The organism is Micromonospora violae (assembly GCF_004217135.1).
Taxonomy (GTDB): Bacteria; Actinomycetota; Actinomycetes; order Mycobacteriales; family Micromonosporaceae; genus Micromonospora; species Micromonospora violae.
Genome location: NZ_SHKK01000001.1, coordinates 6460427 through 6474950, shown reverse-complemented (window position 1 = coordinate 6474950; position 14524 = coordinate 6460427). Strand labels below are relative to the sequence as shown.

The window sequence follows — 14524 nt, the reverse complement described above, 5'->3', positions numbered from 1 at the left end:
GGGTGGTGCCATGGCGCGCGGTGAGGACGTGATGGTCGACGAGCACCTGCGGGAGCTGGCCGCTCGGTTGCAGGGGCCGGCCCGACTCAAGTCCGACCTGCTGACCGAGGCTCGGCACGGGTTGCTGGACGCCGTCGAGGCGTACCGCGAGCGCGGGGTGCCACCCACCGAGGCGCAGCGCCGGGCGGTTGTCGAGTTCGGCTCACCGGCGCAGGTGCTGCCGTCCTGGCAGGCCGAGTTGGCGGTGGGCGCGCTGCGCGGGCTGTCCCTACGGATGTTGGCGATCGCCGGGGTGGGGGTGGTCGCCGGCGACCTGACCTGGCGAGGGTCGAGCTGGAGTGGCGGCCCGCGCCCCCCGGCCGGCTACCTGCTGCTCTCCAGCTCGGTCGACTGGATCTGGATGGGTGCGCTGCTGCTCTCGGTGGCCGGTCTGCTGGTGGTCTGGGCGAGCGCGCGGGCACCCCGACCGGGCCTGGCCGTGGCCCAGCGTGCGGTGGGCGTCGGCCTGACCGGTGTCCTCGTTCTCGGCATGATGGCCGGCTGCGCCCTCTTCGCCTGGTCGCTCAACCTCTGGGACGCGGCGCTGCACTGGCCCCCGATGATCATTGGGGCGGTGTTGGTGGGCGGCGGATACTTCTCACTGACCCGGGCGGCGCGCGGTTGGCTGTTGGCCACCGCCCGCTGACCAGCGCACCCCAACGCGGGCGGGCCAGGCGTCGGGTGGGCCAGGCTGAGGCGAGCGTGGGCCTGGCTGAGGCGGGCCGGGGCGGGTCAGGCCGGGGTGGGCGGGCTGCCGGGGTCGAGGAACCGGCCGACGGTCAGTTGGAACTCGCGCCAACCGGCGCGCTCCCCGGCCAGCGCCCGCCGGCCGGAGTCGGTGAGCTGGTACGTCCGCCGTTCCCGGCCGCCGACGGTGCTCCAGGTGCTCGCCACGTGGCCGGCGCGTTCCAGGCGACGCAGCGCCGGATAGATGGTGCCGGTGGGTAGGTCCAGACTGCCGTCGCTGCGGGCACGCAGCGCCTCGATGATCGCGTAACCGTGCAGCGCACCCTGTTCGAGCACGGCGAGCAGCAGAGCGTCGAGGTGGCCGTGCAGCGCCTGGGCCTTCATACGTAGCAACGCTACTTGTCGAACGGCCGCTCCGCCAGGGGTGACCCCCAGCAGGTCGGACCTGTGCGCCAAGCGGCCCCCGGGGTGCGGGCATCGGTCACCCAGGGCCGCCGACTAGGGTATGTGCCCAGAGTCACTCGCCGGTCAGAGACCCGGTGGGTGGGCAACCCGAAGCACACGGAGGTCAGCGTGGCCCGCCAGTCGCCCCAACGGCCCGACGCCGACGAGCCCGAGCTCGACGACACCACCGGCGCCGCCGAGCCAGATGAGACCGAGGGGACCGACCGCCCGTCGGCGTCGATCGACCGCTCCCTCTGGGACGAGCTGCGCATCGACCCGGTGGAGATCGCCCTGCCCGCCGGCACCGGCTTCACGCTCCGGGCGTACCGGCCGGCCAGCTCGCTGACCCCGACCGACGTGACCGAGCGCGACCAGGACGACCCGTTCCTCGCCCGCCGCCAGGCGATCGAGGAGGAAGAGGACGACGAGACCGTCGTCATCCTCGACGAGGAGTTGGCCGAGGAGTTCGCCGCCGAGGACGAGGACGACGAGTCGACCCGCCGCCGCCGTGACGCCGCCGACACCGACGACGAGTCGGACGAGGCCGTCGCGGACGAGGCGGACGAGGCGGACGACGAGGAGGTGCCGGTCTTCCTCAGCAACCGGGGCAAGCTGCTGCTGTTCAAGACCCCCGAATCGCTTGTCAGTTTCATCCGATCCGGTGCGCCCAACGATCTGTCCCAACTGGACAGCTGGAATGAATTGTCCGAACGGGTGGAGCCGGCGGATATCGCTCCGCTCGACGAGGACACCTACGAGCTCGACCTGGTCGTGGAGAACCTGCGCGGCGGGCACGACACGTGGGATTCGACCCTGCTGATCGAGGCGGGCGAGGTCGCGCGCGACCTCTCGTACGCATTGCGGCTGCCTGCGGTACTCGACATGCTCTCCGCCGGCTCCAGCCTCGACGACCTGGACGAGGCGCTGCGGGCCACCGCCAACGGTGGGATCGGCGCGTTCATGGGTCGGCGGCGGCTCAAGAAGATCGGGGCACAGACCGCGAGTTTGGGTTGGCGCACCATTGTCGGCAAGATCTCTGCGGTCGTGGACTGGCGCGACTGACCCGTACCGGGGAGCATCAGTTGCTGGCAGAGGAAAGACCTGTCCCGGGAGGAGGACGACGCCGTGGCGCTCGTGCGCGTTTACTGCGGTCTGGCCTCGGCGGATCCGGCTGACCGACCGGCCTCCGCCGGTTCGACGCTGACGTCCGCTGTGGTCGACGACGCAGGCCGTCTGCTGCATGTCTGCGAGATCGGCGATGACGCCGCTGGCTACGCCCAGCTCGTCGCGCTGCTCGTGGAGCGGTCGGGCGGGCCGAGCGGTGCGGCCATCGCCGCCGACAGCGACGACCACACGGTCACCTCGCTGCTGAGCGCGGCCGGGCGACCCCTGGCGATCGCCGACGACGACTCGGTGGACGACTTCGCCGAGCGGTTCGCCGATGACGACTCCCTTGAGGAGATGCAGTCACCTCCGGCCGAACGACGGGCGGTCGGCCTCGCCCGCGCGTTGCAGGCGGGGGCGCTCTCCGCCGTCACCCTGCCGGCACCCCGGGACCTCGCCGGCTACAAGCAGGTGCTCTCCGCGCACGCCGCGTTGGCCAGCGGGCGGCACTCGGCCGCCGTGGCGCTGCGGGAGGTTCTGCGGGAGCTCTACCCGGCGGCCCTCCGCGCCTACCCGGACCCGGCCGAGCCGGTCTCGCTGGCGGTGCTGGACGCGCTGCCCGAGCCGGGCATGCTCGGCGGCACCGTGGCCCGGGGCCGCGAGGTGTCGGTCGCGGCGGACGCCATCGCCGCGCACCTCGCGGCGGACGGGGTCGCCGACGCCGAGGAGATCAACGAGGCGGTCACCGCCCTGCGCGTCGCCATCTCCGAGACACCCCGACGCGCCGCGGTCAACCGGGCTCTCACGTCCGCGGTGGCCGAGACGGTCCGTCAGGCCGTCGCCTCCGTACGGGCCTGCGATGCCGGGTGTGAGGCGCTGGTCAGCGCGCTCAGCTCCCGGGCCAGCACGCCGGCCCAGGCACCCGGCCGCCGCGCCGCTGCCCGCCGTGGCGACTCCGTCGGTGAGCTGACCGGCCTGGCCGGCGCCAACGCCGGGTTGAGCGGCCTCGCCGGCACCAACGCCGGCCTGCGGTCGGTCCGACCCACCCCACCGGCCGTCGAGCCGGCACCCGCCGCCGGGCGGCGCAGCCGCCCCGAGCCGCTCCCGGGCAACGCGCCGCTGGCGTCGCCCCGCCCGCTCGGGCCGCCGCCGGTCGCCCCGGCGCCGGTCACGCCGCCGCCGGTCGCACCCGCCCCGATGACTCCGGCGGCGATGGCTGGTCCGCCATCGTCCACGCTGCCCAGCCGCACCGAGCCGGCCTCCAGCCGGATCGACGGTCCGACCAACCGGCCGGTCTCCGCACCGCCGCCTCCGCCACCCGGGATCACCCCGATCGCGCCGGCGCAGCGCGGCCAGGTGCCGCCGGCCGAGGCCGGTGAGCCGTTCCGGCCGACGCTGACCACCGCCGCGATCAACAACGCGCGCGCCGAACGGCAGCGTACGGTCATTCCGCCCCGGCCCAAGACCAACGGCGAGCCCCGGCCGAGCCATCTGCAACGCCCGGTCGACGAGCCACCCACCGGCGGGTTCAGCGCCACCGACCTCAGCATTCCGGTGCCGACCCCCCGGCCCGGGCAGGAGTCCGCACCACCCGGCTCGCGTGCCAACTGGCCGCTGGTCAACAACCCGGAGGACCCGGCCGACAGCTCACCGGACAACCCGGTGGCCTACTCGTACGGCGGCAGCCGCGGTGTCGACGCCCCCACCGACCCGGGTCGGGCCGACGGTCGGGTCACCCCGCCCTGGTTGGCGGACGACCTGCCACCGGAACCCCCGATGCTGCGGCTGGTCGAGCCGCCGCCGCTGGCCGACCGGGCGCTGCGCGAGGGGCTCAACCCTCCTGCGGACCAGCACCTGGAGACGCCACCGCTGCGCCTGGTCGACCGCGAGCAGGCCGCTCGCAACGGTCGGCCGCCCGCCCGCACCGAGCGTGCCGCCGAGCACCGGCCGCCACCCCCGGTCGAGCACCGGCCTCCGCCGATGGAGCACCGGCCTCCGCCGGTCGCTGACGAGGGCGACGGCGATTTGCTGATCTTCGCGCAGGCCAAGTCGGCCTGGTTCGTCGGGCACGCCGAGGAGTCCGACCTGGACTGGTCGACCACTGCCGACACCGGCTGGCAGGCCGCGGAGCAGGCCGCCCGCCCGGCGGTGGGCGCCGAGACCAACGCCGGTCTGCCGAAGCGGGTGCCGCAGGCCAACCTGGTGCCGGGTTCCCCGCTGCGCGAGGAGCGCCCATTGCGGATAGTGCGTGATGCGGCAAGCCTCGCGGAGAACACCACCGGCTACTTCCGTGGCTGGCGTCGCGGCCAGGAGATCGGCGGTTTCGCGGTGGGCGGTCGGCCCGGCCGCGAGGCGGCCGGCGGTTGGGACTTCAGCCGTGACCACGGAGACCGCGACGACGACCGGGAGTACGAGTACCGTTCGGCGGGCTACCAGTCCTGATCCTTGGCACATACGTGGGAGCGCCCTCAGTCAGCTGACTGGGGGCGCTCCCACGTATGACGATGGACCCCGGACACGGTTACGCCGCCTCCTCGACGATGCCGAGGAGCCACGGCCCCGGGTGCGGGGGTCGACAGCTTCCACGATCGTCCCAGGAGGCGGCGTGGCGGGCGCACAGACGCCCGGTGGTGCAGCGGGCAGGGTGCTACGCCCGGTGGCGGCCGGAGCCACCACCGGGGCGTGCAGCGCCAGCGATCAGGCCGGGGCGACGGCGCGCGTACGGCGCATGGTCAGCACGTACTCGACCAGCGAGATCAGCACGTGCTTCGTCGACTCCCGGTTACGGGCGGCGCAGGCCACCACCGGCACGTCGCTCGAGATCGCCAAGGCGTCCCGGACATCCTGCGGGTCGTGGTACTGCATTCCGTCGAAGCAGTTGATCGCCACCAGGTACGGCAGGCGTCGGTGCTCGAAGAAGTCGATCGCCGCGAAGCAGTCGGCCAGCCGGCGGGTGTCCACCAGCACGACCGCACCGATCGCACCCCGCACCAGTTCGTCCCACATGAACCAGAAACGGGTCTGACCCGGCGTACCGAAGAGGTACAGGATCAGGTCACGGTCGATCGAGATCCGGCCGAAGTCCATGGCCACCGTGGTCGTCGTCTTGCCCGGCACCTGCCGGGTGTCGTCGACGCCCACGCCAGCGGAGGTCATGATGGCCTCGGTGGTCAGCGGCGTGATCTCCGAGACCGAGCCGACCAGCGTCGTCTTACCGACGCCGAATCCACCGGCGATAACGATCTTCGCCGACGTCACGCGGCCGCTCGGGCTCGGCGGGCGGTGCGACATGTCAGAGCCTGCGAAGTCCACTCAGCACCCTCTCCAGCAGTTCAGTGCCCACCGCGTCGTCGGAGTCGTCCAAAATGGTCGGCTCGTGGACCGCGACCAGGCCGTCCGTCGCCATGTCGGCGATGAGCACCCGGGCCACACCAAGCGGGAGCTGCATCCGCGCCGCGATCTCTGCGAGCGATTGCACGCGTCCGTCACACAGCGCGGCGATGTACTGGTGTTCGCGGCCCTGGCCGCCGTTGCCATTGGCAGCGGCCCGGCCGCGCACCGTCGTCTCGACGAGCGCCTCCAGCGCGATGTCGAGCCGGGGACGGGTGCGACCACGGGTCACGGCGTATGGACGGACCAACGCCCCGGTTGGTTCGTCACGATCGGCCATCTCGCCGCTCACCTCCCTCGCACCCGTTACCGGCTCCCACCGGTGAAACCCGTCGTTGTCGTTGTTGCAGTCGTGCCGACCTCACGATCGGCAAGGGTGTCAGCCCAGCATGCCCGCAGCCGCACGCGGCTGCGGGGTCAGCGCGTCGCCCACCCGGTCGACCAGCAGCGCCATCTCGTAGCCAACCTGGCCTACGTCGGAGCTGCGGGCCGCCAGCACGGCGAAGGACGAGCCGTCCGAGATGGACATCAGGAACAGGAAGCCATTGTCCATCTCCACGACGGTCTGCAACACCGCGCCTCCCTCGAAGCAGCGTGCTGCCCCCTGGGTCAAACTGACCAGACCCGACGAGATCGCGGCGAGCTGGTCTGCCCGGTCACGCGGCAGATCCCGTGACGACGCGAGGAGTAGGCCGTCCGCGGAGACGGCGACCGCATGCGCGACGCCGGGCACCCGGTCGGCGAAGTTGGCCAGTAGCCAACCAAGATCCTGCGAGGTTGTCATCCTTCTTGCTCCTTCTGCCCGCTCCCGGCCACCGGGCCTGAGCCAGACTGCGAGGATTGCCCTCCCGGAGTCGCCTCCGGGCTGGTCGGGTTGTCCGAGGTGCTACGCCCTCGCTGCACGCCCCGATGGTAGGCGGAGAGCAGGCCACGAACCGCCTCCGGGGAGCGCCGCTGGACCGAGGTGGTGGGCTTCTCCACCGCGCCGGGCACCAGCTGCGCCATCGGCTTACGTTTCGGCAGGCCGGTGGTGGTGGTCTCGCTCACCGGCACCGCGCCGGCCGCCGCGGAGGCAGCCCGCCAGCCGTCGTCGGCAGCGGTCTGCCAGCCGTTGCTCTGCGGTTGAGGCCGGCGGTTCGGCAGGCTCTCGGCGAGACCGGGGTGGGCGCCCTCACTCGCTGTGGAGCCGTTGTCCCGCGGCGCCCCTCCGACCGTCGGAGTGTCTGCCATCGGTGTGTTACCTGTCGTCCCGGGTGGTGTCTTGTGGACTGCCCGACCGGTGGCGTCGACCGTGGCGAACTGCTGGGTCGCGGAGTCGCCGTTCGTCGCCGGCTGGCCGCTGGCCGTCTCCTCCGAGCCCGGGCGGCGGGTACGGAACCAGGCCGACTCGAGCTCCCGGAAGATCGGTAGCTCCATCGTCTCGTCCGCGTACCGCTGACGGTTCTGCGCCTGCGGCTGCTGCGGTGCCGGCCGGGTCTGCGGGGCCGGAGCCGGAGCCGGCTGCGGTGCCGGAGCCGGCGGCTGGGCTGCGGCCGGCTGCTCGCCGGGTCGCGGCACACGCGGCAGTTCGGTCGTCATGTCCAGCGCGGCGGCGAGCCGCTCGGGGACCGGCGGGGTGGCCGTGTCCCGGTCGCCACCTGGCACTGGCGGCCAGGCCGGCGGTGCCGGGGCGCTGGCTGCCTGCGCGGGCGGGGCCGATCGCGGCTCGAACCCGCTGAACGACTGGGCGGTGGCGGGCGGCGCCGAGTACGGCTGAGCCGAGTACGGCTGCCCGGACGCTGGCGACGCCGAGACCGGCGACGCCGACACCGGCGGACCGGCGTACGGCTGCCCGGAGGCCGGAGCGGCGGAGACCGGCGCACCGCCGTACGGCGCGCCCGAGTACGGCTGCCCGGAGTAGGGCTGCCCCGAGGCCGGAGCGGCGGAGACCGGCGCGCCGGAGTAGGGCTGCGCGGAGACCGGCGGCGCCGAGTACGGGTGCGCCTCGGGGCTGCTCGGCAGCTGGCGCGGAATCGACTGCTGCTGGCCGGTGGTCGGGGTGTCGTCCCCGGCCCGGCGCTGCGGCAGCGGGTCGGTCCCCTGGCCGTTGGCCGACCGGGGGGTGAACCCGTCGCCGCCGTTCGTGCCGGCCGCGCCGGTCAGATCGGACCAGGCCGGCATCGAGCGGTACGAACCGCCGTTGGCGGGGGTGCCGGCGCCGTTGCGCGAGGCGGGCTCGAACGGACGACCGCCCAGGGTGACCTGGTTGCCCGACTCGCTCGGGCGCGGGCCGTTGCCCAGCGCAGGCAGCGCACCGAAGGCGGGCGCGGACCCACCGACCTGCGGAGCACCGGACTGCGGCCCACCGAACTGGGGAGCGCCGGCCGCCGGCAGCGCCGGCGACTGCTGAACCCGACCGGAGAGCGCCCGAGGCACCAGCACCGACGTGGGAAGAGTCACGTCGGCGACCGTGCCGCGGTCGTTGCCGGGGCGCAGCTCGACCCGGACACCGTGCCGGGACGCCAGCCGGGCGACCACGACCAGGCCCATCATCCGGGACACGGCCACGTCCACCTGCGGCGGCGTGGCGAGCCGCTCGTTGAGGTCCTGCAACTGGTCGGCGCTGATGCCGATGCCGCGGTCCTCCACGTACAGCGAGGCGCGGTCGCCGACCCGGCGAGCCTCGACCATGACCTGCGAGTCGGGCGGGGAGAACGCGGTGGCGTTGTCGAACAGCTCCGCGACGAGGTGCACCAGGTCGTTGACCGCATGCGCGGCGACCTCGATGTCCCGGTCGATGACACCGAACTCGATCCGGGTGTAGTGCTCGACCTCGGACTGCGCGGCGCGGAGCACGTCGATGAGAGCGGCCGGCTCGCGCTGCACACGGGTGGAGTCGGCACCGGCGAGCACCAGCAGGTTCTCGTCGTTACGGCGCATCCGGGTCGCCAGGTGGTCGAGCTGGAACAGCTCGGCCAGCCGGTCCGGGTCCTCCTCGCCGCGCTCCAACCGGTCGAGGTGACCGATGAGACGGTCGACCAGGATCTGTGAACGGCGGGCCAGGTTGACGAACATGGTCGCGACGGAGGCGCGCAGCGCCGCCTGCTCGGCCGCCGTCCGGACGGCTTCCAGGTGGACGGCGTTGAACGCCTCGGTCACCTGGCCGAACTCGTCCTTGGTGCGCACCGGGAGCGGCTCGGCGATCTGGTTGGCCAGCTGCACCGGGGAGAGCTGCCCGACGACCTGCGGGTCACGCAGGCGGGCCACCGCCTGCGGCAGGCCGTACTGGGCGACGGAGAGCGCGCCCTGCCGCAGCTCGCGAAGGGATCGGGCCATCGAGCGGGCGACCATGTACGCGAAGAGAATGGCCAGGAGCAGCATGCTGAGCAGCAGGCCGGTCTCCAGGAATACCTGGCGCTGGACGTCCGAGCGGATGCTGTCGGCCTGGCTCACCACTTCGCGGTCGAGCTTCGTCTCGACGGTGCGGATCAGCTTGGCGTTGGCCGTCATGGCGGCTTCCCACTGGTCCGGGCCGAACGGCGCACCGCGCATGTCGCCGGTGGTGTTGCCGTCGATCCAGCCGGTGTAGTTCTTTGCCTGCCGGAGGTCGCCGCCCGCGATCGTCTGGTCGTGGAACTTCGCGTCCTCCGGGGTCGCCACGGCCTTGAAGCTCTGCACAGCCTGGATCTGGCCGGTGTCGCTGGCGATGTAGTCCCTGCGCAGCGTCGGGTTCATGAGCTTTCCGCCCTTGACGCCCAGCGCGCGGTGGACCACGACCCGACGGCCGGAGAGGAACTCCTTCTCCCGGGCGACCGCCGCGGCGGCCCGCATCCGGTCGCTCAGCTGGTTGTCACCGGCGAGCTGCGTGGACGAGTCGCGGATGGCGAGCAGGTCGTCGATCAGACCGTCGTACGCCCGCACGGAGTCGGTGAGCGCGAGCTTCCCGTTGAACACCTGGCTGCGGACGCCCGACAGGTCCTGCAGGTTCTGGTCGATGCTGTCGAGCAGACTCTCGAGGCTGCTCGGCAGATCCTCGATCTCGGCCCGCTGCTTCCGGTACGGGATCGCGTCCTGGTCCACCCGGGAATTCACCCGGTTGTACGCCTCCTGGTACTGCGCTGTCGGCTGCGTCCCGTCCGCGCCCAACATCAGCACGGCGGCGGTCCGCTCGTCCTGCAGGCTGTCGACCAGGTCACCCGAGTAGCTCGACAGATTCGCCAGGTCGCCCGCCCGGTTGGCATTGTTGAGCGTCTCCACGTGGTCGACGAGACCACTGGTGCCCACCACGACCGTGGCGATGGTCGGCACGATCATGATGAGACCGAGCTTGGACCAGATCGGCATGTCCCCGAGCCGGCTGGCCGGCCGGCGCAGCCGCGACAGGAGGGAGCCCGCCATCTTTGGCCGTTTGCTCACAACACCGCCCTCGCGATTACAGCTTCAACGCGTTGCCCCGGGCAACGCCCAGCGACCGACCCGGCGGGTCGGACCCCCGAGATTCCATCACGCCGCTCGACAAGAAGAAAGCCCAGGTTGTCCCCGACCGAAGGTGTGATGAGATGTTGATACGATTTGATAGCAGTCTGTCTGGCCGGAGTAACTGAAGGTAATGGAACATCCGCACCGAGTGGTCCTACTGGCCGGCCCGTCAGGGTCCGGAAAGTCGTACATAGCGCAGCAAACCGGCTTGCCGGTGCTCTGCTTGGACGACTTCTACAAAGACGGCGATGACCCTACGTTGCCGAGACGAAACGGCCAGGTGGATTGGGAATCGCCGCAGTCCTGGGACGCCCCCGGTGCGGTGGAAATTATTGCCCGACTTGCCCGCGAGGGTCGGGCCGATGTGCCGGTTTATGCGATCGGTGCCGATCGACGGGTGACCACCCGGCCATTTGATGTCGCCGGATCGCCACTTTTCGTGGCCGAAGGGATCTTCGCGGCCGAGATCGTCGAGGAGTGCCGACGACTTGGCCTGCTCGCCGGGGCGTACGCGCTGCGCCGCCCGCGCGGGGCGACCTTCCTGCGCCGACTCGCCCGTGACCTTTCCGAACAGCGCAAAGCGCCCCGGGTGTTGATTCGCCGCGGGGTGGCGCTCCTACGGGCCGAGCCCGCGGTGCTGCGTCGGCAGATGGGCCTGGGCGCGGAGGCGGCCCGAGCCCGGGAGGTGCTGCACCGGGTGGCCGGCCTGCTCGCCGGCCACCCCCACCGCTGAGCTCAGGCCAGCAACTTCGCGTACGCCGGCTTGATCACCTCATCGATGATCCGCAGCCGCTCGTCGAACGGGATGAAGGCGCTCTTCATCGCGTTGATGGTGAACCACTGCAACTCTTTCCAGCCGTAGCCGAACGTCTCCACCAGCAGCGACATCTCCCGCGACATCGAGGTGCCGCTCATCAACCGGTTGTCGGTGTTGACGGTCACCCGGAAGCGCAGGTCCCGCAGCAGACCGATCGGGTGGTCCGCGATCGAGGCCACCGCGCCGGTCTGCACGTTCGACGAGGGGCACAGCTCCAGCGGGATCCGCTTGTCCCGGACGTACGCGGCCAGCCGGCCGAGCGAGCCGTCGGCGCCGATGTCGTCGACGATCCGCACCCCGTGGCCGAGCCGGTCCGCTCCACACCACTGGATCGCCTGCCAGATCGACGGCAGCCCGAACGCCTCGCCGGCGTGGATGGTGAAGTGGAAGTTCTCCCGCTGGAGGTACTCGAAGGCGTCCAGGTGCCGGGTGGGCGGGAAACCCGCCTCGGCGCCGGCGATGTCGAAGCCGACCACCCCGGCGTCCCGGTGCCGCACGGCCAGCTCGGCGATCTCCTGGGAACGGGCGGCGTGCCGCATCGCGGTGAGCAGGGTGCCCACCCGGATGGTCAGGCCCGCCTCGACCGCCTGGGCGGTGCCCTCGGCGAACCCGGCCAGCACCGCCTCGACCACCTCGTCCAGGCTCAGGTCCCGTTCCAGGTGCTGCTCCGGGGCGAAGCGCACCTCCGCGTAGACCACCCCGTCGGCGGCCAGGTCCAGGGCGCACTCGCGGGCCACCCGACGCAGCGCGGGCGCGGTCTGCATGACCGCCACCGTGTGCGCGAACGTTTCGAGGTAGCGCTCCAGGGAGCCGGAGTCCGCCGCGTCCGCGAACCAGCGTCCGAGCGCCTCGGGGTCGGTGGTGGGTAGTTCGTGACCCACCTCGGCGGCCAGGTCGACGATCGTCGCCGGCCGCAGCCCGCCGTCGAGGTGGTCATGCAGCAGCGCCTTCGGGACCTTGACGATGTCCTCGTACCGGATAGTTGCGACCATGCTCAGACCCTAGTCAGCCAACCCGTCGGGACCGAGCCGGCCCGCTCAGGGTCGCCAGCCGTAGATGCGCGTGACCAGGAGTCGGATCACCAGCCGACCGTCGGCGACCATCGCCGACCGGTACTCCGCCCAGTCGGGGTGCTCGCCGCGGACGCGTCGGTAGACCTCGACCAGTTCCTGCACGGTGTCGTCGTCCTCGGCTGCGGCGGGCGGCGTGAGGGTGGCGACGCCCTCGGCGACGGCGTACGCCCCACCGTCCGGGGTCGTGACGTGGAAGCTCGCTCGTGGATCGCGGCTCAGGTTGCGCGCCTTTGCCCGGCTGCTGACGGTCGAGCACCTGATCAGCTCGGGCTCGGCCAGGTAGTCGAGGTTGGAAAGTTGGGGTCGACCGTCACGGCGCATGGTCACCAGCACTCCGCGCCCGCGCTCACCGAAGAGTTCCCAGAGTCGTTTCGTTGACATGTCATCGACCTTAGGTACCCAATCGATGACATGTCAACGAAACGGCTAGACTCGGAGCATGGCCGCTCCACGATGGCTCGACGAACGAGAGGACCGCGCGTGGCGCGGCTACCGCCGAATGCGTCGGCTGCTCGACCTGGAGCTGGCCCGGCAGCTGACCCAGGACGCCGGCCTCTCCGAGGCCGACTACGACGTGCTCTCCGACCTCTCCGAGACACCGCAGGGGCGGCTGCGGCTGCGGGAGCTGGCAGATCGCATGCTCTGGTCGCGCAGCCGGCTCTCCCACCACCTGACCCGCATGCAGCAGCGCGGCCTGGTCACCCGCGAGGAGTGCGCCGACGACGCCCGAGGGTCGATCGTCGTCCTCACCCCCGCCGGGCGGCAGGCCATCGGGTCCGCCGCCCCCGGCCACGTGGCCGCCGTCCGCCGGCACCTGATCGACCTGCTCACGCCGGCGGAGATCGACGCGCTCGGCGCGCTCACCCACCGGGTGGTCGACCACCTCGGCGCTCGGGCGCCCCACCCACGGCACGATCCGGAGGCCTGACGCGTGGACCCCCGCATCCTCGATCGACTGCGCTGCCCGGTCTGCGGCGAGCCGCTGGAGCAGGCCACCGACACGAAGGCCCTGCGCTGCCCGCGCCGGCACAGCTTCGACATCGCGCGCCAGGGTTACGTCAACCTGCTCACCGGCCGCGCCCCGCACGTCGGCGACACCGCCGAGATGGTCGCGGCCCGCGCGGACTTCCTCGCCGCCGGGCACTACGACGTCATCTCGGCCGCCCTCGCCGCTGCCGCGACGGACGCTGTCGTCCGTCTCGGCGCGACGGGCGCCGAGCCGCCAGCGCCCGACGTCGGCGCGTACCCCCTGGTGGTGGATGCCGGCGCCGGCACCGGCCGGTACCTCGGCGCGGTGCTGGCGGCGCTGCCGCACGCCGTGGGTCTGGCCCTGGACGTGTCCAAACCGGCGCTGCGCCGCGCGGCGCGCGCGCATCCCCGGGCCGCCGCCGCGCTCGCCGACACCTGGCAACGACTGCCGCTGGCGGACGCCTCGACCGCCGTGCTGCTGAACGTCTTCGCCCCGCGTAACGGCACCGAGTTCCACCGGGTGCTCGATCCGGCCGGGACGCTGCTGGTGGTCACGCCCGACACCGACCATCTCACCGAGTTGGTGGCTGCCCTCGATCTGCTGCGGGTGGCCCCGGACAAGGCTGGCCGGGTGACCGACAGCCTGGGCGGGCACTTCACGCCGGTCAGCTCAGCCGTCCACCGGGCGGAGCTGACACTGACCCGACCGGAGGCCGCCAGCCTGGTCGGGATGGGCCCGAGCGCCTGGCACACCGACCCGGACGCGCTCACCGCCCGGCTGGCCGCCCTTCCCGAACCGGTCCGGGTGACGGTGGCGGTCCGGGTGGACGGGTACCGACCCCGCTGACCTCAGGTGGAGAGGTCGACCTCTTCCCAACCGGGCGGCTCGTCGTGGTACGGCCCGCGCAGGATCACCGCCCACTCCAGCGCCCACCGCCGCTGCCCGATCGCGTTCGCGTCGACCAGGCCCGGCGCACGCCGACCGCCGCGCTCGGTCTCCAGGTACGCCCAGTCCAGGCAGTAGTGCAGGTCGAGCAGGGCCGCCGCGTCGGCCGGGTGCTGCGGCGCCGTCAGGATCCGGGACCGCCAGTACGGGAAGGTCTCCCCTTCGGCGATGTGCGGCAGCCGCTCGACCAGCCGCTCGTCGACGGCGAGCGTGGGGTCGAGCTGCTTGGTCAACCCGAGCACCCAGGCCAGTGCGAAGAGCGCGTCGTGGTGCAGCACGAACGACCGGTGGTCGCCCTTGCCGCCCATCACGAACTGCCACTCCGGCGGGGTCACCGCGTCGACCAGGTGCGAGCCGAGCAGCCAGCTCATCGCCGCCTGCGGAGGCATGCCGAAGCAACGCGCCAGGATCAGGTGCAGCACCGCGATCCGCGCCTCGATCTCCGCGGTCGGTCGCAGGTCGATCTGGTCACCCGGCTCCCAGACGAGGGGAAACTGGGGCGGTGGCAACGGCAGGCCGAGCCGGGACAGTTCGTCCAGGCTCGCCTCGCGCACCTCACGGGGGTCGGGGGCAGCAACGGTCACGGCGGATCTTCCT

14 protein-coding genes are annotated in these 14524 nt (G+C 72.2%); 6 read left to right on the top strand and 8 right to left on the bottom strand.

The window, feature by feature from the left end:
* Positions 1-10: 10 nt before the first annotated feature.
* Entirely contained in the window at positions 11-685 is a 675-nt protein-coding gene (locus tag EV382_RS29375; RefSeq protein ID WP_130407195.1) for a permease prefix domain 1-containing protein, read from the top strand.
* 86 nt (positions 686-771) lie between these two features.
* Here the strand turns inward: EV382_RS29375 and EV382_RS29370 are convergent, their stop codons facing one another.
* Complete coding sequence (locus EV382_RS29370; RefSeq protein WP_130407193.1) at positions 772-1110, bottom strand: PadR family transcriptional regulator; 339 nt, start codon at positions 1108-1110, stop codon at positions 772-774.
* Between the two features lie 159 nt (positions 1111-1269).
* Here EV382_RS29370 and EV382_RS29365 point away from each other — a divergent pair, with 159 nt between their 5' ends.
* Complete coding sequence (locus EV382_RS29365) at positions 1270-2232, top strand: DNA primase (protein ID WP_130407191.1); 963 nt, start codon at positions 1270-1272, stop codon at positions 2230-2232.
* A gap of 39 nt (positions 2233-2271) precedes the next feature.
* The gene (locus tag EV382_RS29360; protein ID WP_130407189.1) at positions 2272-4716 is read left to right on the top strand and encodes a transposase; all 2445 of its coding nucleotides are present in this window, start codon (positions 2272-2274) and stop codon (positions 4714-4716) included.
* A 255-nt stretch (positions 4717-4971) separates the two neighbouring features.
* On the opposite strand, the gene EV382_RS29355 is transcribed toward EV382_RS29360, so the two are convergent.
* From EV382_RS29355 to EV382_RS29340, 4 genes are all read right to left on the bottom strand, one after another.
* A complete protein-coding gene (locus EV382_RS29355; RefSeq protein WP_130407187.1) occupies positions 4972-5565 on the bottom strand; it encodes a GTP-binding protein in 594 nt (197 codons plus the stop codon).
* 1 nt (position 5566) lies between these two features.
* Positions 5567-5944 (bottom strand): DUF742 domain-containing protein, encoded by a 378-nt coding sequence (locus EV382_RS29350; RefSeq protein WP_030329021.1) that lies wholly within the window; start codon positions 5942-5944, stop codon positions 5567-5569.
* Between the two features lie 99 nt (positions 5945-6043).
* Positions 6044-6448, bottom strand: coding sequence for a roadblock/LC7 domain-containing protein (locus EV382_RS29345; RefSeq protein ID WP_130407185.1), 405 nt, complete (start codon positions 6446-6448; stop codon positions 6044-6046).
* Positions 6445-10059 (bottom strand): sensor histidine kinase, encoded by a 3615-nt coding sequence (locus tag EV382_RS29340; RefSeq protein ID WP_130407183.1) that lies wholly within the window; start codon positions 10057-10059, stop codon positions 6445-6447. Before EV382_RS29340 ends, EV382_RS29345 begins: the two co-directional genes overlap by 4 nt.
* Before the next feature lie 502 nt (positions 10060-10561).
* Here EV382_RS29340 and EV382_RS33685 point away from each other — a divergent pair.
* Positions 10562-10855, top strand: coding sequence for a hypothetical protein (locus EV382_RS33685; protein ID WP_244236847.1), 294 nt, complete (start codon positions 10562-10564; stop codon positions 10853-10855).
* A gap of 2 nt (positions 10856-10857) precedes the next feature.
* Here EV382_RS33685 and EV382_RS29330 read toward each other — a convergent pair whose 3' ends face one another.
* Entirely contained in the window at positions 10858-11931 is a 1074-nt protein-coding gene (locus EV382_RS29330) for an adenosine deaminase (protein ID WP_130407179.1), read from the bottom strand.
* A 45-nt stretch (positions 11932-11976) separates the two neighbouring features.
* The gene (locus EV382_RS29325) at positions 11977-12393 is read right to left on the bottom strand and encodes a PPOX class F420-dependent oxidoreductase (RefSeq protein WP_130407177.1); all 417 of its coding nucleotides are present in this window, start codon (positions 12391-12393) and stop codon (positions 11977-11979) included.
* A gap of 58 nt (positions 12394-12451) precedes the next feature.
* Here EV382_RS29325 and EV382_RS29320 point away from each other — a divergent pair, with 58 nt between their 5' ends.
* The gene (locus EV382_RS29320; RefSeq protein ID WP_130407175.1) at positions 12452-12940 is read left to right on the top strand and encodes a MarR family winged helix-turn-helix transcriptional regulator; all 489 of its coding nucleotides are present in this window, start codon (positions 12452-12454) and stop codon (positions 12938-12940) included.
* 3 nt (positions 12941-12943) lie between these two features.
* A complete protein-coding gene (locus tag EV382_RS29315; protein ID WP_130407173.1) occupies positions 12944-13828 on the top strand; it encodes a putative RNA methyltransferase in 885 nt (294 codons plus the stop codon).
* A 2-nt stretch (positions 13829-13830) separates the two neighbouring features.
* Here EV382_RS29315 and EV382_RS29310 read toward each other — a convergent pair whose 3' ends face one another.
* Positions 13831-14511: a DUF4272 domain-containing protein gene (locus tag EV382_RS29310; RefSeq protein WP_130407171.1), complete on the bottom strand. Its 681-nt coding sequence runs from the start codon at positions 14509-14511 to the stop codon at positions 13831-13833.
* Positions 14512-14524 lie beyond the last annotated feature (13 nt).